Origin of the sequence: Bacillus cereus group sp. MYBK101-2 (genome assembly GCF_051918845.1) — a bacterium.
In the GTDB taxonomy this organism is placed as follows: domain Bacteria; phylum Bacillota; class Bacilli; order Bacillales; family Bacillaceae_G; genus Bacillus_A; species Bacillus_A paranthracis.
Genome location: NZ_JBQAIE010000001.1, coordinates 102303 through 123367 on the forward strand (window position 1 = coordinate 102303; position 21065 = coordinate 123367).

The following is a 21065-nucleotide window of genomic DNA, read 5'->3' on the forward strand; positions in this document are numbered from 1 at the left end:
TAAATCATTACTTTCACACGAAAAAAAGCTGTCAAAATTGACAGCTTCCCTTTAAGAAATTGTTAATAATTCTTTTTCAATTAATGCATCAATTGCAGAACAAATCGCAATCTTCACATGCGAATAAGTTAGCCCACCTTGTACGTAAGCAACATAAGGCGGACGAATTGGACCATCAGCCGACAATTCAATACTTGCACCTTGAATAAACGTTCCCGCAGCCATAATTACATCATCTTCATACCCCGGCATATAGTTGGCATATGGAGTGAAATGAGAGTTAATCGGAGATGCATATTGAATTGCTTGGCAGAATGCAATCATGCGATCTTTGTCATCAAATTGAACAGATTGAATTAAATCCGTTCTTGGTGCATTCCACGCTGGTGATGTATTCATTCCTAACTTTTCTAAAAATGCAGCTGTAAAAATCGCACCTTTTAGCGCTTGTCCTGCTACATGCGGCGCTAAGAAGAAACCTTGATACATTTCTTGCAGACTGTATAAAGATGCCCCTGCTTCCGCACCGATTCCTGGAGATGTTAAACGATATGCACACGCTTCAACATACTGTTCTTTACCGACAATGTAACCACCAGTTTTAACAATTCCCCCACCCGGGTTTTTAATAAGCGAACCTGCCATTAAATCTGCACCAACATGACATGGCTCTTGCTCTTCAATAAACTCGCCATAACAGTTATCTACAAACACAACGACATCAGGTTTAATTTCTTTAACAAACGCTATCATCTCTTTAATTTGAGAAATAGTAAACGACGGACGAGTAGCATAACCTTTTGAACGTTGAATTCCAATCATCTTCGTATTACTATGAATGGCAGCTGCAACAGCTCTAAAATCAACTAGCCCCTCTTCAGTAAGCGGAACTGCATTATAACCAATATTATATTCTTTGAATGATCCTACACCTTTTCCACGTACACCAACAATTTCTTCTAACGTATCATACGGCTTACCCGTGATGTACAACAACTCATCTCCTGGACGTAAAATACCAAATAGCGCTGTTGAAATTGCGTGAGTACCTGAAATGATTTGCGGACGAACAAGACCAGCTTCCGCTCCAAATACATCTGCATACACTTTTTCTAACGTATCACGACCAATATCATCATAACCGTAACCTGTCGTCGGAATAAAATGTGAATCACTAATTTTATGTTTACGAAAACTTTCTAACACACGAAACTGATTACTTTCAATTACTTCATCCGCACGTTTATGTACTTCTGTAATTTGACTCTCTACTTCTTTTACGATTGGAGCAATTTTTTCTCCATTTTTCAAACGATCAAACATTTTTATTTTCTCCTTCTTCCACTAAAAATCTCTTTAATTGTACATTAAGCGATGAATGAGCAAAAATATACCCCGCGCAATCATATACAAATTTCTCTTCCAAAAACTCCATTTTCGTTAATAGCGTCTCTGTCTTTAATAGAGTTAATAACTTACCTTCACTCGGAGGAATTTTCACTTGATAACAATTCATTTCTTCCTTCATTTTCGTTTCTATCGCTTCTTTTATATGTAATAGATCATTTTCTTCAAAAGCACTAGTCATTAAGAAGTCATTTTTCGGAAACGGAATAAAGTTTTGATGTAATTCATCTTTTTTATTATATAACGTAATAATAGGAATATGATTGATTTCGAGTTCTGACAATAATTGTTTTACTGTTTTCTCATGCCCTACATAATTCGGATCGGCAGAATCCACAACATGTAAAATAATATCCGCTTCACCAGCTTCTTCTAATGTCGAGCGGAATGCAGCAATTAATGATGTAGGTAAATCTTGTATAAAACCAACCGTATCAGTTAGTAATACTGTATAACCAGAAGGTAACGGCATCTTCCTTGTTGTCGGGTCTAGCGTTGCAAACAACAAGTTCTCTTCAAATGTATCAGCTTCCGTTAATCTATTAAACAACGTAGATTTCCCCGCATTTGTATATCCTATTAAAGAAACTTGAAATACTTTATTATCTTTTCTTCTCTCACGATATCTTTTTCGATGTTCCACAACAACTGCAAGTTGTTTCTTTATTTCATCAACGCGCGCTCGAATATGACGACGATCCGTCTCAAGTTTCGTTTCACCTGGCCCTCTCGTTCCAATACCACCACCAAGACGTGATAAAGACAATCCTTGCCCCATAAGACGCGGCATTGTATATTGCAACTGAGCTAATTCTACCTGAAGCTTCCCTTCTCTCGACTTCGCACGTTGCGCAAAAATATCTAATATAAGTTGCGTTCGATCAATTACCCTCGCATCTAATACTGAGGATAAATTCCGAATTTGACTCGGTGTTAATTCGTTATTAAATACGATAACATCCGGTTCTAATTCTTCAGTTAACATTGTAAGCTCTTCTAATTTACCTTTACCTATATAAGTCGCTGGATGAAACTTCGGTCGTTTTTGCGTTGTAGACACTAACAATTCTGCTCGTGCAGTTTTCGCTAATGATGCAAGTTCTTTCATGGAATGCATAAATTTTTCATCATCATCTTGCGGCAATTGACAGCCCACTAATATGACTTTCTCTTTTTCTTCCATCAAATATGTTCACTCATCCTTTTCGAAATTTAAACCTTCTAATATAATAGCAGAGGAAGCACATTTCATCTAGTTAGCGGGGGAGAAAATTCATGGCATGGGAGATTTTTAGCATCATAGGCACAATTGCTTTCGCATTAAGCGGGGCTATTGTTGCAATGGAAGAGGATTATGATATTTTCGGGGTGTATATTTTAGGAATGGCAACCGCATTTGGGGGAGGTGCCCTTCGTAATTTATTAATCGGTTATCCGATTGTCGCGTTTTGGCAACAAGACATGTTATTCCAAATCGCACTTTTATCAATGACGATTATTTTTCTTTTTCCAAATAAATTAATTAGACACTGGAAAAAGTGGGAAAACATCACTGATGCTATCGGCTTATCAGCATTTGCCGTACAAGGGGCATTATACGCTCAAAAATTAAATTTACCAATTAGCGCTACAATCGTAGCAGCTGTTTTAACTGGCATTGGAGGCGGTATTATCCGCGATCTTTTAGCCCGTAGAAAACCTCTCGTTCTTCGAGCTGATGTATATGCTTTTTGGACGATTCTGGCAGGTTTCTTAATCGGCGCTCAAATTATTGTTAGCGATTGGGCTCTATACACCTTATTCATTTTAATTGTTTGCTTCCGCATGGTTTCTATTCATTACAAATGGCATTTACCGCATAGACGCATCGACACAAACGAACGTTCAATGCATAAATAGCAATCCAACCTCTTTACAAATCGTAAAGGGGTTTTTCTTTTCTAATGAGTTTTTCTTTACAGAATGTTTATACTAATCCTCAAAGCGAGGTGAATACAAATGACAAACCATGTGAATAAAGGGGCTCAAAAAAGCTCAGTAGGTCAAATTGAACACGACCCTAATTCCGCACACGAAAAAAGTGCTAAAATGGAACGATTCCATAAATCTTATCAAGAAAAAGCAAAAAAATAATAGAAGCACTTATACAGAAAAACAGACGCACAGCTTACGTACTGTGCGTCTCCTCTTCAAGCATCAAATCACTGCTTGATATTCCAATCAAATCATATTTATCATATGCATCCTCTTGTAACAACCGCATAGCTTGTGTACGAATCGATTTTTCAACAATATTCCGGACATATCGTCCATTACTAAAGGATGTAATTTGCGATGAGTACTTTACAGCATGTAAATGATCTCTAAATTTCCATTCAGCCTCTTTCGATAACTGATATTCACGTTCTTCATACATCCTCTTCCCTATTTCTAACAACTGATTTACTGAGTAGTCCGCAAACTCAATTATAAATGGAAAACGAGATTGCAGTCCTGGATTCAATGAAAGAAAGTGATTCATCTCTCTTGAATATCCAGCTAAAATCAATACAAAACCGTGTTGTTTATCTTCCATATGTTTTACGAGCGTATCAATTGCTTCTTTTCCAAAATCTTTTTCTCCCCCTCGTGCTAATGAATACGCCTCATCAATAAACAAAATTCCTCCCATTGCTTTTTTTATTAAATCTCTTGTTTTTTGAGCTGTATGACCGATGTACTCTCCTACAAGATCCGCACGTTCCGCTTCAACTAAGTGCCCTTTTGATAGAATATTCATCTCAAATAATAATTTCCCTATCATTCTAGCAACAGTTGTCTTCCCTGTACCTGGATTCCCTTTAAATAACATATGAAGTACTTGTTTCTCAGACTTCAATCCTATTTCTTGTCTTTTTTTATTCACATAAATCCAAGCATATATTTCTTTTATTATCTTTTTTATATCATCCATCCCAACGAGTTTTCCCATCTCTTCTTCAATTCTTTGCAGCATCTCATGTTTCGTAGTAGTTTCATTTGAAATTACTGTTTTATTTTCTGCAGCCGGTAAAGAAATTTTCTTTCGATGATTTAACACAATGTTAATTTGATTATTATTTTTCTTTCGCATCGATTGTTCCATACAATCACCTCATTTTATCCACTCACCAAATATTATTATTCTTGTCTCCTTTGCAAATGACTATTTTCAGAAAAGTTTGCTATAATAAAAGAAATAATGAAGGTGGTGGGACTATGGAGACAACGGAATTCCATGATACAATACAAGCCTTTTCTATTTTTTTATTGAATAAAGGCCGAAAACCTTCAACCATTAAACGTTATGTTTATGACATTGAAGATTTCGGACATTGGTTAGAAAAAAACAAAAAGCTCCCTTCCAGTAATATATGGGCTACACTTTGTACAAAAGACTACGAAGATTACTTTTCCGACTTAAAAAAGAATCGACATTACTCAGAGAAAACGATGCACCGTGTATTCATTGTATTAAATCGAATGCATCACTTTCTAAATATTCCCAACCCATTAAAGAACATGGAAATTTCTATTCAACCAGACCGCACACTCCGCAATGAAGATTTCATTTCATCTGATGAAGAAAAAAGATTAAAACATATAGTCACTTCATTAGAAGGACTTTCAGAAAAACAACGTCCTGTACGCCCTTTATTGATGGATCGTAATATCGCTATTTTAAATTTATTAATTGACTATGGATTATCCTTACAGGAACTTACAGCATTAACTATGCATCACGTCCACTTTGAAACTAACACGTTATCTATACCTGCAACCGCAGGAGTAGAAAGAACAATTACTTTAACTAACGAAGACAAAAAACAACTATATACTTATTACAAAAGCATCCCTGAACCCGTTCGTCCAAAATATCATAGTAATGACCCATTATTTGTCGCATTCGATTTTAATCGTGGAACATACAGATGGGTATACGAAAATGATGCACCGAAGGGATTAACAGAAATCGCTATCCAAAAAATGATTCGCCTTGAAGTATCCAGAGCTAATTTACGCAAAGGAATCTCAGGACAACACTTTCGTAACACCTATATTTTAAACTTAATAAAAAAAGAAACTCCAGAGTCAGAAATTATAAAGCTAGCTGGGTTCAAATCAAAGATTTCACTAAAACGATATTATCAATATGCAGAAAATAGAAAAAACGCCTTATCATAAGGCGTTTTTTCTATTTTTTCTTCAAACAAACGATTTTACTATGACCATTTAACTAATTTTTGCATCTACTATGATGAGTTTCGTTCATATCCTCATGAGAAAGGAGAGATTTAATGTCTCATTATAACGACAGTCAGAACAAATTCTCCAAACCATGCTTTCCAAGTAGCGCTGGACGAATTCCAAATACTCCATCAATCCCAGTTACTAAGGCACAACTTAGAACATTCCGCGCAATCATTATCGATTTAACAAAAATAATCCCAAAACTTTTCGCAAATCCATCTCCCCAAAATATTGAAGATCTAATTGATACATTGAACCTACTAAGTAAATTTATTTGTTCACTAGATGCTACTTCCTCCCTGAAAGCACAAGGGTTAGCTATTATTAAAAACTTAATAACTATATTAAAAAATCCAACTTTCGTAGCAAGCGCTGTATTTATCGAGCTTCAAAATCTAATTAATTATTTACTATCCATTACAAAACTATTCCGAATTGACCCTTGCACACTTCAAGAGCTTCTTAAATTAATCGCAGCATTACAAACCGCTCTAGTTAATTCTGCCTCATTCATTCAAGGGCCTACTGGACCTACTGGACCTACTGGGCCAGCAGGGGCTACCGGTGCTACTGGACCTCAAGGTGCTCAAGGTAACACAGGTGCTACCGGTGCCACTGGACCTCAAGGTGCTCAAGGTAACACAGGTGCTACTGGTGCCACTGGACCTCAAGGTGCTCAAGGTAACACAGGTGCTACTGGACCTCAAGGTGCTCAAGGTAACACAGGTGCTACTGGTGCCACTGGACCTCAAGGTGCTCAAGGTAACACAGGTGCTACTGGTGCCACTGGACCTCAAGGTGCTCAAGGTAACACGGGTGCTACTGGTGCCACTGGGCCTCAAGGTAACACGGGCGCTACTGGACCTCAGGGTGTTCAAGGTAACACAGGTGCTACTGGTGCCACTGGACCTCAAGGTGTTCAAGGTAACACAGGTGCTACCGGTGCCACTGGGCCTCAAGGTAACACGGGCGCTACCGGCATAGGAGTTACCGGACCTACTGGACCTTCTGGTGGGCCTCCTGGACCTACTGGACCTACTGGACCTCAAGGACCGGCGGGTGCTACTGGTGCCACTGGACCTCAAGGCGTCCAAGGACCAGCAGGTGCTACTGGTGCTACTGGACCTCAAGGCATCCAGGGACCAGCAGGTGCTACCGGCGCTACTGGACCTCAAGGCGTTCAAGGACCAGCAGGTGCTACTGGTGCTACTGGACCTCAAGGTATTCAAGGACCAGCAGGTGCTACTGGTGCTACTGGACCTCAAGGCGTTCAAGGTAACACAGGCGCTACTGGTGCCACTGGACCTCAAGGCGTTCAAGGTAACACAGGCGCTACTGGACCTCAAGGTATTCAAGGACCGGCGGGTGCTACCGGCGCTACTGGACCTCAAGGCGTTCAAGGTAACACGGGTGCTACAGGTGCCACTGGACCTCAAGGGCCTCAAGGTAACACAGGCGCTACTGGTGCTACTGGACCTCAAGGCGTCCAAGGACCAGCAGGTGCTACCGGCGCTACTGGACCTCAAGGCGTTCAAGGACCAGCAGGTGCTACTGGTGCTACTGGACCTCAAGGCGTTCAAGGGCCGGCGGGTGCTACCGGCGCTACTGGACCTCAAGGTATTCAAGGACCGGCGGGTGCTACCGGCGCTACTGGACCTCAAGGTATTCAAGGACCGGCGGGTGCTACCGGCGCTACTGGACCTCAAGGCGTTCAAGGGCCGGCGGGTGCTACCGGCGCTACTGGACCTCAAGGCGTTCAAGGTAACACGGGTGCTACTGGTGCCACTGGACCTCAAGGCGTCCAAGGACCAGCAGGTGCTACTGGTGCCACTGGACCTCAAGGGCCTCAAGGTAACACAGGCGCTACTGGTGCTACTGGACCTCAAGGCGTTCAAGGACCAGCAGGTGCTACTGGTGCTACTGGACCTCAAGGCGTTCAAGGGCCGGCGGGTGCTACTGGTGCTACTGGACCTCAAGGCGTTCAAGGTAACACAGGCGCTACTGGACCTCAAGGTATTCAAGGACCAGCAGGTGCTACCGGCGCTACTGGACCTCAAGGCGTTCAAGGTAACACGGGTGCTACCGGCGCCACTGGACCTCAGGGTGCTCAAGGTAACACGGGTGCTACCGGCGCTACTGGACCTCAAGGTGCTCAAGGGCCGGCGGGCGCTACCGGTGCCACTGGACCTCAAGGGCCTCAAGGTAACACAGGCGCTACTGGTGCTACTGGACCTCAAGGCGTTCAAGGACCAGCAGGTGCTACCGGCGCTACTGGACCTCAAGGCGTTCAAGGACCAGCAGGTGCTACCGGCGCTACTGGACCTCAAGGCGTCCAAGGACCAGCAGGTGCTACTGGTGCTACTGGACCTCAAGGCGTTCAAGGGCCGGCGGGTGCTACTGGTGCCACTGGACCTCAAGGTGTTCAAGGGCCAACGGGTGCTACTGGTATAGGAGTTACCGGACCTACTGGGCCTTCTGGTGGGCCTCCTGGACCTACTGGACCTCAAGGTAATACAGGTGCTACCGGACCTCAAGGTATTCAAGGGCCGGCGGGTGCTACTGGTGCCACTGGACCTCAAGGCGTTCAAGGACCGGCGGGTGCTACTGGTGCCACTGGACCTCAAGGCGTTCAAGGGCCAACGGGCGCTACTGGTATAGGAGTTACCGGACCTACTGGGCCTTCTGGACCTAGCTTCCCTATAGCAACAATTGTTGTAACAAACAACATTCAACAAACAGTACTACAATTTAATAACTTTATCTTCAGTACTGCAATTAACGTAAATAATATTATCTTTAATGGCACAGACACAGTTACAGTTATCAACGGTGGTATTTATGTAATTAGCGTATCCATCTCTACAACTGCACCAGGATGTGCGCCACTCGGAGTAGGAATTTCAATAAATGGAGCAGTCGCAACTGACAACTTCTCTTCAAATTTAATAGGCGACTCACTTTCATTTACTACAATCGAAACATTAGCTGCAGGAGCAAACATTTCTGTCCAATCTACTCTTAACGAGATTATGATCCCTGCAACAGGAAACACTAACATTCGTCTAACTGTATTTAGAATCGCTTAAATTTCACTATTTATTGTTTATAGCAAATAAAAAAAGAGCGAGAAATTTCGCTCTTTTTTGTTATGTACAATAATTCATTACTATTCTAATTCAATTGAAACATTTTTTTGTGGTACGAATGTAGAAATTGCATGTTTATAAATAAGCTGTTGCTTACCTTCTGTTTCCAGTAGGACTGTAAAATTATCAAATCCTTTAATTAATCCACGAAGCTGGAAACCATTTAATAAGTACAGCGTAACAAACGTATTCTCTTTACGGAGTTGATTTAAAAACTGATCTTGAATATTGATTGATTGCTTCATGTCGAATCCTCCTCTTTTTCTCTACTTACTATTATTCGACTTTAGTTGTAGCTTTCCTTCTATGTATCGTAAAATTTCTGACGTTTTTTCACCGTCTGTAACATCAAACCATGTGACATCCATCTTATTACGGAACCACGTTAATTGACGTTTTGCATAACGACGTGAATTCGTCTTTAATTGTGATACCGCTTCTTCTAAAGAGACACGATCCTCAAAATAATCATATATCTCTTTATACCCAATCGCTTGAATAGATTGACAATCTCGTATCCCTCGATTATACAACCCTTCTACTTCTTCTAATAAACCTTGGTCCATCATTATATCAACTCGTAAGTTAATGCGATCGTATAGCATTTCACGATCCATTGTCAAGCCAATTAAGGAAACATCGTATAATAAATCGTTTTCTTGTTTTTCAAGTTGATCACTCATTTTTTCACCCGTCGTGTGGAAAATTTCTAACGCCCTAATGACACGGCGTACATTATTTGCATGAATACGCTCAGCGCTTTCTGGGTCTACTTCCTGTAATTTCTTATGTACATATTCCACACCACGTTCTAATGCTAACTTTTCCATTTGTTCTCGGTATATAGCATCACTAGCATCATCCGTAAACTGATAATCGAATAAAACAGATTGTATATACAGACCAGTTCCACCAACGATAATCGGCAATTTACCGCGCTCTGTAATCTCGCGAATATGCTTACGAACACGTTCTTGAAATTCGGCAACCGAAAATGATTCTTCCGGATTTTTTATATCAACCATATAATGTGGAATTCCGTCCATCTCTTCTTTCGTCACCTTTGCGGTTCCAATATCCATCGTACGATAAATCTGCATGGAATCTCCACTTATAATTTCACCATTTAACGCTTTGGCAAGATCAATACTTAACTTCGTCTTCCCAACAGCAGTTGGTCCAATGATGACAGCAACTTTTTCACGTTGCACTTCTCCCATATCATTCAACTCTCTTTATGTAATGTACTCCATCTATTGATTATATCCAATCTTACCAATTTTAACGGCATGATTGCAAGTTCTTTCATTACGGTACATGAAATTATAAATAAAAAAGAACATAGTTTGTCCAATTCCGCATATACATGATTAAAAATACCTTCGAGAGGATGAGTTAACTATGAAACAATCCACTATCAATTTTTCATCTTTGACAAAAGACCTCATTTTAGCTACTGCTACAAAAGAACACAATTGTTCACAAGAAGAATTATACTTCGCCTTAAATTGTTTACTACGTTCTTTTCATTCTGCTCTCCAAGAAACAACATTACATCTAGAAAATAAAGATACAGAGTATATACAAAACCAATTTTGCAGCGCATATAAAATTATTACAGGTAAAACTATTTATCCTTTTCAATAATCCATAAAAGGCGATTGCTTACATACTTTCAAGCAACCGCCTTTTATATTAATACATATATACTACTCTATAACTTTCACTTTTACAGATTTGCGCCCCCAGCTATTCGCACTACCATCTGAGCCAACTAAAACATCAATACGATTTCCTTTAATCGCACCACCAGTATCTCCAGCAATCGCTTCTCCATATCCTTCTACCCATACTTTTGATCCAAGTGGAATTACTTTAGGATCAACAGCAATTACTTTCATATTTGGATTCGCTGTTAAGTCATGCCCCATTGCAGTTAATACACGACCACCATACGAGCCATTCTCACTCGGATCTGCTGTATATGCTGTCGCTTCTACCGTTATTTCACGTCCACTAGTCGGTGCACTTGTTTCATTAGATTTCGCAACTTGTTTCGTAGTTGACTGCTGTTTTGCCACAGGTTTACTTGATTCTACATTCTTAACAGATTCTTTACTCTTAGCTACTTTATTACTTTTAACCGGCATATTTACTCTTTCCGGCGCTTCTTCTTTCGTTGCAACTTCTTTCTTTTCAATCACTGGTGCCGTTCCTGTTAAAAATGGCACATGAACATATCCTGTTTTTCCATTATAGTCAAATTGCAACCATTCATTTTGAACTTGATTTGTCGTTTCAATTACATCATTTTTATTCAGTTTTCCAAGAATTTCTGAGTCAGTATTCGCTCCAGCGCGAACATTTAACACACCCGCCGTTACATAATATGTACTTTTTGTAAATTCAGCACTTACAAACGCTTCTTGACCATTTAATTTAATTTTTGTCCATCCGTTTTCTGTATTTACAACATCTAATTTATTTCCACTTAACATTTTACCTACAAGCTTAGACTCTACAGTTGGGTTTTCTCTAACATTTAATACGTCTGTTGTTACAATCGTTTCCGCTTTCGCAGAACCTGCAAAAATCCCAAGACCAAAAACTGCCGCCGTTGCTATACCTAATAATTTTTTCATGAATAGCCTCCATTTGCTTTGTTTTCGTATTTTTATTATAGCAACGGATTTTTAAGATTTTTAGAAAACACACAATTACAAACCATTCGTAATATACGATTAATGAGCTGTAACATAAATTTCCATATTAATGAATTACATTTCCTATAGAATTCCCAATAGTTTTCATATATTTTCCACATACAAGCACCAGAATTTTTTTCCAGAAAAAATTACAGTATTACTTTTTTGTTACAAAAAAATCACATTTCATTACATCTTTTACCAAAATTCATCATTCTCCAATTATCAACCTCCTTTTTTGTAATAAAAAGGAGCAGCTAATAAAAGCTACTCCCTTTACACGTATTATTTAACTTTCTTTTTCCAAATTCCCATCATAAGAGCAGAAACAACTGCCCCTATCAATATCGAGAAAATATATAACACTGGTTTATTTACTAAAGCGATAACAAACAATCCACCATGCGGTGCTGGCAATGTAATTTGGAATAACATTGATAATGCACCTGCAATACTTGAACCGACAACACAACTGACAATTACCCGAACCGGATCTGCTGCTGCAAATGGAATCGCACCTTCTGTAATAAACGATGCCCCCATAATATAATTTGTTAAACCAGACTTACGTTCCGCTTCTGTAAACTTCGATTTAAAGAAGGTAGTTGCTAACGCAATTGCAAGCGGTGGCACCATACCACCAGCCATAACCGCTGAATGCACCCCAAAGTTCTTCGCTTCTATCGCAGCAATACCAAACGTAAATGCTGCTTTATTAATTGGACCACCCATATCAATTGCCATCATCGCACCTAAAATAAGACCTAGTAATATAGCATTTGTACCGTTCAAACCATTTAACCATCCTGTTAACATTTCATTCAATGCTACTACAGGCGGAATTACTACTTTTTGCATAACAACTCCTGTAATCAATAATCCAAAGACTGGATATAACAAAACAGGCTTAATTCCTTCTAACTGTACTGGTAACCCTGAAAATAATTTTTTCAATCCTAAAACAACATATCCGGCTAAGAAACCAGCAATTAATCCACCTAAAAATCCAGCATTCGCATGTGCCGCTAAAAATCCTCCGACAACACCAGGCATAAAACCAGGACGATCAGCAATAGAACTAGCAATAAATCCTGCTAAAATTGGTACAAGGAATAAAAATGCCCCTGTTCCCCCTCCTCCAATAGACATGAACAATTCAGCTAAAGGACCTTCTGCTTTTATACCACCAAACGAAAACGCTAGCGCAATTAAAATCCCGCCACCAACAACGAATGGAAGCATATTACTTACGCCGTTCATTAAATGCTTATAAATTCCTAATCCATTTTCTTTCTCCGTATTTTCTGCCTTTCCATCCTCTTTTACACCTTTAAAGATTGGTGCATCCTGTTTTACAGCACGATTAAGAAGTTTTTCAGTTTTTCTAATCCCGTCAGCGACTGGCACTTGAATAACATGTTTACCAGCAAAACGATTCATTTCTACTTGTTTATCTGCCGCAACAATTATAGCTGTTGCGCGTTCAATATCCTCTTTCGTTAAACCGTTTTTTATACCTGTTGATCCATTCGTTTCAACTTTAATTGCAATTCCTAGCTCTGCTGCTTTTGCTTTCAAGCTATCTGCAGCCATATATGTGTGAGCGATTCCAGTCGGGCAAGCTGTAACAGCTAATACATACGGTTCATTCCCTTCTGGTTTTGCAACTTCAACCTCTTCTTCTTCTTTTTCATTTTCTTTTTCATCAAATAAACGAAGAAGTTCTTCTTCATCCTTTGCTTCTAACAATTGCTTACGAAACCCTTCATCCATTAATAGTGTAGATAGGCGTGATAACGTTTCTAAATGCGTATTATTCGCCCCTTCACTTGCAGCAATCATAAAAAATAAATGCGCAGGTTGTCCGTCAAGCGATTCATAGTTGATACCGCTTACACTTCTACCAAAACAAATCGCTGGTTGCTTAACAGCTTTTGTTTTCGCATGAGGTATAGCAATCCCTTCACCAATGCCGGTTGTACTTTGTGACTCCCGCTTTAAAATAGCTTCTTTAAATTCAGCTTTGCTATTTAAACGATTTGCCCCGTTTAATTTCCCAACTAACTCATCTATGACAGCTTCTTTATTTGAAGCTGTCAAATTCATAATAACTGTATCCCTTTTTAATAGTTCTGTAATTTTCATATGTTGCTTCCCCCTATCGCTTAGTTACAATTACTTGCGACAATAATTCTTCTACTTTTTCCTTTTCACATAAATCGGCTGAAAATGCTGTTGCACTCCCTGTTGCAACGCCATATTGAAATGCCTTTTCAATATCTTTTGTCTGTTCATATCTTCCTACAAATCCCGCAACGAGAGAATCTCCAGCCCCAACCGAATTAATTACAACACCTTTTGGAATAGTTGCTTCATATATACCTTCTGCCGTAAATAATAAAGCCCCATCTCCGGCCATTGATACGATAACATGCTCTACACCTTGTTCAATTAATTTTCTTCCATACGGTAAAATATCTTCTGCTGTTGAAATTTCTACTCCAAATAACTCACCAAGTTCATGATGATTTGGTTTTATTAAAAATGGTTTATTTTTAACTACATGCTGCAAGGCACTACCACTTGCATCTACTACTACACGAATGCCTTTTTCAGCTCCGAACGCTGCGATTGATTCATAAAAAGTAGTTGGAATAGACGCTGGTACACTTCCAGCTAGTACAACACAATCTCCCTTTTGCATACTTTCAATTTGTTTCATTAATTGTTCAAATTGTTCCTTAGTCACACTAGGTCCTTGCCCATTTAATTCTGTTTCTTCTTTCCCTTTTATTTTCACATTAATTCGAGTATCTTCATTTACTTGGATAAAGTTTGTTATTACACCTTCCGTCTGTAATACATCTTTAATAAATCGACCGGTAAATCCACCAGTAAATCCTAGCGCTACATTTTCAACACCTAAACGATGAAGAACACGAGAAACATTAATCCCTTTCCCTCCAGGAAACTTCATATCTTTTTCTGCTCGATTTACTGCGCCTAACTCTAAGGAATTAACTTGTACTATATAATCAATAGATGGGTTTAAAGTTACTGTATAGATCATTGTTTATCAGCCTCAATTACATTGGTTTGTCTTTTATATTTTTCTAAATCAATTTCTAAATGGTTTGTAATAATATTCGCCTCTTCAACGTTGGCAATTTTCGCAAACGCAACTTCCGAAAACTTACTTTCATCAATTAAGAAATATCCTTCATTTGCTAATGTTAATGCCATTTGCTTTAAAAGCGCCTCTTCCGGATCTGGTGTTGTAAAACCAAGCTGTTCATGTGCACCATTCGCCCCTAAAAAACATTTATCAAAACGATACTTCTGCATACTTTCCTGTGCCATGGCACCGATTAAAGCTTTCGTCCTACTCTTCATCATTCCGCCTAGTAAATAAGCACGAATATTATTTTCAACTAAAGCTTCAATATGCATAAGTCCATTCGTAACGACAGTAACATCCTTATTTATTAAAAATGGAATCATTTCAAATGTTGTACTTCCTGCATCTAAATAAATGCAATCACCTTGTTCCACAACGCTAGCCGCATACTTCGCAATTTGTTGTTTTATCTGAATGTTTTTGGATGATTTTTCAACCATCGTCGGCTCCTGTCCTTTTCCTGTTAAAACAGCCGCACCACCGTGAACTCTTTTTAATAACCGTTGTTTTTCCAATTGCGCTAAATCACGACGAATTGTTGATTCAGAGCTCGCTGTTCTTTCCACTAATTGCTGTAATTTAACAACCTTCTGCTCTTTTACAAGTTGCAATATCATTTGATGACGTTCAGGAGTTAACATTTTATTCACCTCTTCTTTGATTACAGTATAATGAAAACAATCACAAAAATCAACCATAAACATTCATAAATAACCAAAAACAATCACAAACAGTTATAAACAACAAAAAGAAACCCATTTGATTGTGATATCAAATGGGTTTCTTTACTCGCTTCACTTATAGGGAAGCTTTATATATGCTTAAAACATCGTCTTTATTTAATTTTTTAAAGTTACCAAATTCGCCATTAGCCATCGCTTTATCCGCCATTAAATCAATTTCATTTTCTCCAATAGCGTAATCAGATAACTTTACTGGTGCCTCAATTGAAGTCCAAAATTGACGTAAAGCCTCAATTCCTTCTAACGCAATTTCTCGATCAGTCTTTCCATCTGTTTCTACATCGAATACACGAATAGCGAACTGTTTAAAACGACTTACATTTTCATCTACAACATGCTTCATCCAGTTTGGGAATAGAATCGCAAGGCCACCCCCGTGTGGTATGTCATGAACCGCAGAAACTGCATGTTCAATATTATGAGTTGCCCAGTCTCCTTTTACTCCCATCGCTAAAATCCCGTTTAACGCCATAGTACCGCAATATAAGATCGTTTCTCTATGCTCATAATTTTCTAAATCACTTAAAAGCTTAGGAGCTGTCTCAATTACTGTTTTTAAAACAGATTCACAATAACGATCTTGTAATTCTGTATTTGTTCCATGATGGAAATATTGCTCTAATACATGTGACATAATATCTACCATACCGTAAATTGTTTGATCCCTTGGCACAGACGCAGTATGGAGCGGATCTAAAATTGAAAACTGAGGGAAAGTAACTGGGCTACCCCAGCCATATTTTTCATTCGTTTCCCAATTTGTAATGACAGAACCAGCATTCATTTCAGATCCTGTTGCCGCAAGCGTAAGTACGGTACCAAATGGTAATGCCTCATTAGCAAATGCTTTTTTCGTTACAATATCCCATACATCTCCATCATATTTGCTACCAGCTGCAATTGCCTTCGTACAGTCAATTACACTTCCTCCGCCAACTGCTAAAATGAATTCAACACCATTCTCTTTACAAATTTGAATTCCTTTCTTTACAGTTGATACACGTGGATTCGGTTCAACACCTGTCAATTCAAATACTTCCGCATTTATATCCTTTAAAATAGAAATTACATTATCATAAATACCATTTCTTTTAATGCTGCCTCCCCCGTATACGAGAAGAACTTTTTTACCGAACTGTGGAATTTCAGTTTTCAATTGCTCTAATTGACCTTTACCGAAAATAAGTTTCGTTGGATTACGAAATACAAAATTTTGCATATCCCTTTACCATCCCTTCTATATGAAAAGCAACTATACTTTTGTATACCATATTTTTTTCATTTTACAAAAATATTTGCCTAACGAAAAAATCTCAGCCTATAGGCTGAGATTTTTTTATTGATAATAAGGTGAGATCATTAAGTAAACAATAACACCAGATAAACTTACATATAACCAGATCGGCATCGTCCAACGTACAATTTTACGATGACGTGTTAATTGATTTGTAAAACCAAATACAAGTGCAAACAATGCAAGTGGTACAATAATTGCTGCTAGGATAATATGTGTAATTAAAATGATGAAATACACATATTTAATGAATCCTTCTCCACCAAAATGTGTTGCCGGCGCTAAGTAATGATACGATAAATAAGAAATACAAAATAGCAATGTCGTCGTAAATGCTGCTAGGATAAAACCACGGTGCATTTTCACATTCTTCTTAATAATAGAGTATAGAGCTGCTAATAAGAATACGAACGTAAAGCTATTAAAAATTGCGTTTAACATTGGTAAAATCGTTACATCAAAATGTACTTCTCCTTCATAGCCAACAGGTCCAAAGAACAAAAATAAAATAATCGCATTTACAATTACAGAAAGCGTTATCACAATAGGAGCATAGCTTTTCTGATTTGTTGATTGATCCACCAAAATGGTCACTCCCTCTTCCTTCAAATATGTATACGTAACCTCACTATTTTAACATACTATTCACAGTGTAAATGTGACAATAGTTTGACACAGCAAGACAAAACAAAGAAAAAATCCTTCTTAATAAAACTTCTTAAGAAGGATTTTATCGCTTTATTATTCAAATAGCAATGCGATTAGTTTTTGTTAAAAAATGTATCGCTACATGCTTGAAAAATTTCAGACACTTGATATCCCATTAAAGAAATTGCTGTTAATGAAAAGAAACCAATCATAAGAAATCGAAACCACATATAAATCTCCTCCTTGTATTTAGCTTAAAAAACATTAGCTATATTACAAGTTGAGTGGCACTCTTCATCGTCACTTTCCTTTTTCTTTACAATTGCTGTTATAAATCGAATCATAAAGAAAAATACAAAAGGAAATTGTTCGTAATTTACCTTGGCATAGTTCAGCAACGGCTCGCGTTGCACATCGAACGGGGATGAGAAGGAATAGAACATACCTTGCTCTTCCATATATACAATTACAATTTTCATACAAAATACGATTCCTAGAAACGAAACAATATCTTGCCATTCTGTCGTATATAACAGGTTATATAGCTCTAATACGTACTCTTCCATCGTCATCCCCCCTTCCCTTTTTATCATTTTGCTCGCCTTCGTATAAAAAGTCAAGAAAAAAGTTTATATTCACTATGACAATAGTAATTACTTGTTTCTATGATTATATATGATTCTTTTATAGCAATGATTGGGTGTAACTCTCTTCTAAAACAAGAAATTAGAATCGAACAGATTCCTCATTTTTACTTTTAGAATTCAACACTGTACTATTTTTATTTCTATTAAAAATAAAATAAGAAATGATTATAAGAACCGTAACAAACATCGTCAAAAGTGCTTGTGAACGTAAAGATTCAATTAAAAGCATCGCAATTAAAACTGCTATAATAGCTGCAATTGTAACATACGTCACATACGGGAAAAACCACATTTTCACTTTCAAATTTTGTTGTTCTACTCTCCCCATTTTTTTCCGAATATTTAAATGTGAAACAGCTATAACGAGATAAACGAGCAACGCAATCCCGCCAGATGCATTCACTAAAAATAAAAAGACTTTATCTGGAGATATATAACTAAAAACAACTCCAATATAAGCGAAGAACGTTCCGAATAAAACTGCCCGAACTGGAACACCACTATTGTTCAATTTCAAAAACGCCTTTGGAGCATCTCCTCTTTCTGCCATCGAAAAAAGCATTCTTGAGTTTGTATATAAACCCGAATTTAAACATGAAAGTACAGCTGTTAAAACGATAAAATTCATAATTTGTGCTGCCGCTGGTATTCCTATATGTTCCAGTACTGCTACAAACGGACTTTTTAGTATGTTCGCTGAATTCCACGGAAGAAGTGTAACAACTACAGCGATAGATCCAATGAAAAATACGAGAATACGCCAAATTACACTATTTGTTGCTGTTTTTACTGCTTTTACAGGTTCAGCAGACTCTCCAGCAGCTACTGCAACAATCTCAGATCCCATAAATGAAAATATTACGACAGTAATTCCAAGTAGCACCGAACTTATACCGTTTGGCATAAATCCTCCTTGTCCTACTAAATTGGAAGTGCCAGGTGCTTCCGTGCCTGGTACAAATCCTAAAATAACAGCTAGCCCAAGACAAAGGAATAAAACAATACTTATTACTTTAATAAAAGAAAACCAATATTCAAACTCTCCAAATGATTTCACTGAAAAAACATTCGTCAATGTTAATAAAATCGTTAATATTAGGCTTAATAACCAAAGCGGGATTTCTGGAATCCAGTATTGAATAATACCAGCACCTGCTGTGGCTTCTATCGCAATAACAATTACCCAGAAAAACCAATATAGCCACCCAATTGTATAACCGGCCCACGGACCAATTGCTTCTCTTGCATATGTTGCAAATGACCCACTTGTCGGGTTAATAGCTGCCATTTCCCCAAGCATTCTCATAACGAAAACGACTAGAAGTCCTGCTAATGCATATGAAACGATAGAACCTGGTCCTGCTGAATGCACAACTGCCCCACTTCCAACAAACAAACCAGCTCCTATTACGCCGCCAATTGAGATCATTGTAATGTGACGTATTTTGAGGTCTTTCTTAAGATTTTTATCCAACTCTTATACATCCCCTTCCAAACGTAATTTTAAAATTTACCCCGCATTAACGGGCAGTAAAACCCCCACCTCAAAATTTAGCGGAAGCAAAGAAGTTAGGCGGGAATCTACTGCCCGTAAATGCCCGATTGGTGAGGGCTGATAATCAGCGGGGGATGCCCCCCACTGATTAAAGTTTCACTTTATGTAAGAGTATTATGCGAAAAACCTTGGCCTACACTTTAAAATATATCAAAATATTCTGAATTTAACAAATGTAATACAAACTCCTACAAAAATTATTACATTAGGTTTACTAATTTTCCATATACAATTGTTGAGAAAATTATAGTCACCTTACAAAAGAATGAATTTTCAGATATTATTAAATAAACAAGATTATACATCTAGACAACTTTTTGTATAGGAGTGTTGATATGTTAAACAAGTTCAAATTCATTTGTTGTACGTTAGTAATTTTTTTACTACTACCACTAGCCCCCTTTCAAGCACAAGCAGCAAACAATTTAGGATCAAAACTACTCGTTGGATACTGGCATAACTTTGATAACGGTACTGGCATTATTAAATTAAGAGACGTTTCACCAAAATGGGATGTAATCAATGTATCTTTCGGGGAAACTGGTGGTGATCGTTCTACTGTTGAATTTTCTCCTGTGTATGGTACAGATGTAGAATTCAAATCAGATATTTCTTATTTAAAAAGTAAAGGAAAGAAAGTAGTTCTTTCAATAGGTGGACAAAACGGGGTCGTTTTACTTCCTGACAATGCTGCTAAGCAACGTTTCATTAATTCCATACAATCTCTAATCGATAAATACGGTTTTGATGGAATAGATATTGACCTTGAATCAGGTATTTACTTAAACGGAAATGACACTAATTTCAAAAACCCAACTACTCCTCAAATCGTAAATCTTATTTCGGCTATTCGAACAATCTCAGATCATTATGGTCCCGACTTTCTATTAAGTATGGCTCCTGAAACAGCTTATGTTCAAGGAGGTTATAGCGCATACGGAAGCATCTGGGGGGCATATTTACCGATTATTTACGGAGTGAAAGACAAACTGACATACATTCACGTTCAACACTACAACGCTGGCAGCGGGGTTGGAATGGACGGTAATAACTACAATCAAGGTACTGCAGACTACGAGGTCGCTATGGCAGATATGCTCTTACATGGTTTTCCTGTAGGTGGTAATGCAAATAACATGTTCCCAGCTCTTCGTTCGGATCAAGTAATGATTGGACTTCCTGCAGCACCAGCGGCCGCTCCAAGTGGTGGGTATATTTCTCCAACTGAAATGAAAAAAGCTTTAGATTATATCATTAAGGGAATTCCTTTCGGAGGAAAGTATAAACTTTCAAATGAGAGTGGCTATCCTGCATTCCGCGGTCTAATGTCTTGGTCTATTAATTGGGATGCAAAAAACAACTTTGAATTCTCTAGTAACTATAGAACATATTTCGATGCGATCCCCTTGCAAAAATAATAAAAACAACAATAGGTTTTATATGACCTATTGTTGTTTTTATTTATGCAAATTA

General features: G+C 38.1%; 19 protein-coding genes. 6 read left to right on the top strand and 13 right to left on the bottom strand.

What is annotated here, in order from left to right:
• Positions 1 to 51 precede the first annotated feature (51 nt).
• Positions 52 to 1323 (bottom strand): methionine gamma-lyase family protein, encoded by a 1272-nt coding sequence (locus tag ACTFSI_RS00510; protein ID WP_000460298.1) that lies wholly within the window; start codon positions 1321 to 1323, stop codon positions 52 to 54.
• Positions 1316 to 2590 (bottom strand): GTPase HflX, encoded by a 1275-nt coding sequence (gene hflX, locus ACTFSI_RS00515; protein ID WP_000391391.1) that lies wholly within the window; start codon positions 2588 to 2590, stop codon positions 1316 to 1318. Before hflX ends, ACTFSI_RS00510 begins: the two co-directional genes overlap by 8 nt.
• Before the next feature lie 92 nt (positions 2591 to 2682).
• Between hflX and ACTFSI_RS00520 the strand changes: the two genes are divergently transcribed.
• Both ACTFSI_RS00520 and ACTFSI_RS00525 read left to right on the top strand, forming a co-directional pair.
• A complete protein-coding gene (locus ACTFSI_RS00520) occupies positions 2683 to 3306 on the top strand; it encodes a trimeric intracellular cation channel family protein (protein ID WP_000312265.1) in 624 nt (207 codons plus the stop codon).
• 99 nt (positions 3307 to 3405) lie between these two features.
• Complete coding sequence (locus ACTFSI_RS00525) at positions 3406 to 3540, top strand: hypothetical protein (RefSeq protein WP_276570327.1); 135 nt, start codon at positions 3406 to 3408, stop codon at positions 3538 to 3540.
• A gap of 34 nt (positions 3541 to 3574) precedes the next feature.
• On the opposite strand, the gene spoVK is transcribed toward ACTFSI_RS00525, so the two are convergent.
• Positions 3575 to 4531 (bottom strand): stage V sporulation protein K, encoded by a 957-nt coding sequence (spoVK, locus tag ACTFSI_RS00530; RefSeq protein WP_000438181.1) that lies wholly within the window; start codon positions 4529 to 4531, stop codon positions 3575 to 3577.
• 113 nt (positions 4532 to 4644) lie between these two features.
• Between spoVK and ACTFSI_RS00535 the strand changes: the two genes are divergently transcribed.
• Together ACTFSI_RS00535 and ACTFSI_RS00540 are read left to right on the top strand one after the other, a co-directional pair.
• Complete coding sequence (locus tag ACTFSI_RS00535; RefSeq protein WP_000450311.1) at positions 4645 to 5610, top strand: tyrosine-type recombinase/integrase; 966 nt, start codon at positions 4645 to 4647, stop codon at positions 5608 to 5610.
• Between the two features lie 113 nt (positions 5611 to 5723).
• The gene (locus tag ACTFSI_RS00540; RefSeq protein ID WP_440045191.1) at positions 5724 to 8762 is read left to right on the top strand and encodes a Gly-Xaa-Xaa repeat protein; all 3039 of its coding nucleotides are present in this window, start codon (positions 5724 to 5726) and stop codon (positions 8760 to 8762) included.
• A gap of 80 nt (positions 8763 to 8842) precedes the next feature.
• On the opposite strand, the gene hfq is transcribed toward ACTFSI_RS00540, so the two are convergent.
• Both hfq and miaA read right to left on the bottom strand, forming a co-directional pair.
• The gene (gene hfq / locus ACTFSI_RS00545) at positions 8843 to 9067 is read right to left on the bottom strand and encodes an RNA chaperone Hfq (RefSeq protein ID WP_000813896.1); all 225 of its coding nucleotides are present in this window, start codon (positions 9065 to 9067) and stop codon (positions 8843 to 8845) included.
• A gap of 21 nt (positions 9068 to 9088) precedes the next feature.
• Positions 9089 to 10042: a tRNA (adenosine(37)-N6)-dimethylallyltransferase MiaA gene (gene miaA / locus ACTFSI_RS00550; RefSeq protein WP_440045192.1), complete on the bottom strand. Its 954-nt coding sequence runs from the start codon at positions 10040 to 10042 to the stop codon at positions 9089 to 9091.
• 181 nt (positions 10043 to 10223) lie between these two features.
• Here miaA and ACTFSI_RS00555 point away from each other — a divergent pair, with 181 nt between their 5' ends.
• Positions 10224 to 10469: a hypothetical protein gene (locus ACTFSI_RS00555; protein WP_000814415.1), complete on the top strand. Its 246-nt coding sequence runs from the start codon at positions 10224 to 10226 to the stop codon at positions 10467 to 10469.
• A gap of 62 nt (positions 10470 to 10531) precedes the next feature.
• Here the strand turns inward: ACTFSI_RS00555 and entD are convergent, their stop codons facing one another.
• The 8 genes from entD to gabP all read right to left on the bottom strand — a co-directional run bounded on the left by entD (position 10532) and on the right by gabP (position 19511).
• Positions 10532 to 11464 (bottom strand): cell wall-binding protein EntD, encoded by a 933-nt coding sequence (entD, locus tag ACTFSI_RS00560; protein WP_440045193.1) that lies wholly within the window; start codon positions 11462 to 11464, stop codon positions 10532 to 10534.
• A 348-nt stretch (positions 11465 to 11812) separates the two neighbouring features.
• The gene (locus tag ACTFSI_RS00565) at positions 11813 to 13672 is read right to left on the bottom strand and encodes a PTS fructose transporter subunit IIABC (RefSeq protein WP_440045194.1); all 1860 of its coding nucleotides are present in this window, start codon (positions 13670 to 13672) and stop codon (positions 11813 to 11815) included.
• 13 nt (positions 13673 to 13685) lie between these two features.
• Positions 13686 to 14597 (bottom strand): 1-phosphofructokinase, encoded by a 912-nt coding sequence (pfkB, locus tag ACTFSI_RS00570; RefSeq protein ID WP_070806717.1) that lies wholly within the window; start codon positions 14595 to 14597, stop codon positions 13686 to 13688.
• A complete protein-coding gene (locus ACTFSI_RS00575) occupies positions 14594 to 15346 on the bottom strand; it encodes a DeoR/GlpR family DNA-binding transcription regulator (RefSeq protein ID WP_000957267.1) in 753 nt (250 codons plus the stop codon). Before ACTFSI_RS00575 ends, pfkB begins: the two co-directional genes overlap by 4 nt.
• A gap of 157 nt (positions 15347 to 15503) precedes the next feature.
• On the bottom strand, positions 15504 to 16667 hold the full coding sequence (locus ACTFSI_RS00580; RefSeq protein ID WP_001179082.1) for an iron-containing alcohol dehydrogenase: 1164 nt from the start codon (positions 16665 to 16667) through the stop codon (positions 15504 to 15506).
• 117 nt (positions 16668 to 16784) lie between these two features.
• Positions 16785 to 17327 carry a DUF420 domain-containing protein gene (locus ACTFSI_RS00585; protein ID WP_440045195.1) on the bottom strand — a complete coding sequence of 181 codons (543 nt, stop codon included), beginning with the start codon at positions 17325 to 17327 and terminating at the stop codon, positions 16785 to 16787.
• 317 nt (positions 17328 to 17644) lie between these two features.
• On the bottom strand, positions 17645 to 17983 hold the full coding sequence (locus tag ACTFSI_RS00590) for a hypothetical protein (protein WP_440045196.1): 339 nt from the start codon (positions 17981 to 17983) through the stop codon (positions 17645 to 17647).
• Positions 17984 to 18116: 133 nt separating this feature from the next.
• Complete coding sequence (gene gabP / locus ACTFSI_RS00595; RefSeq protein ID WP_440045197.1) at positions 18117 to 19511, bottom strand: GABA permease; 1395 nt, start codon at positions 19509 to 19511, stop codon at positions 18117 to 18119.
• Between the two features lie 416 nt (positions 19512 to 19927).
• Here gabP and ACTFSI_RS00600 point away from each other — a divergent pair, with 416 nt between their 5' ends.
• Positions 19928 to 21010, top strand: a complete 1083-nt coding sequence (locus ACTFSI_RS00600; protein ID WP_070806718.1) for a chitinase — start codon at positions 19928 to 19930, stop codon at positions 21008 to 21010.
• Positions 21011 to 21065 lie beyond the last annotated feature (55 nt).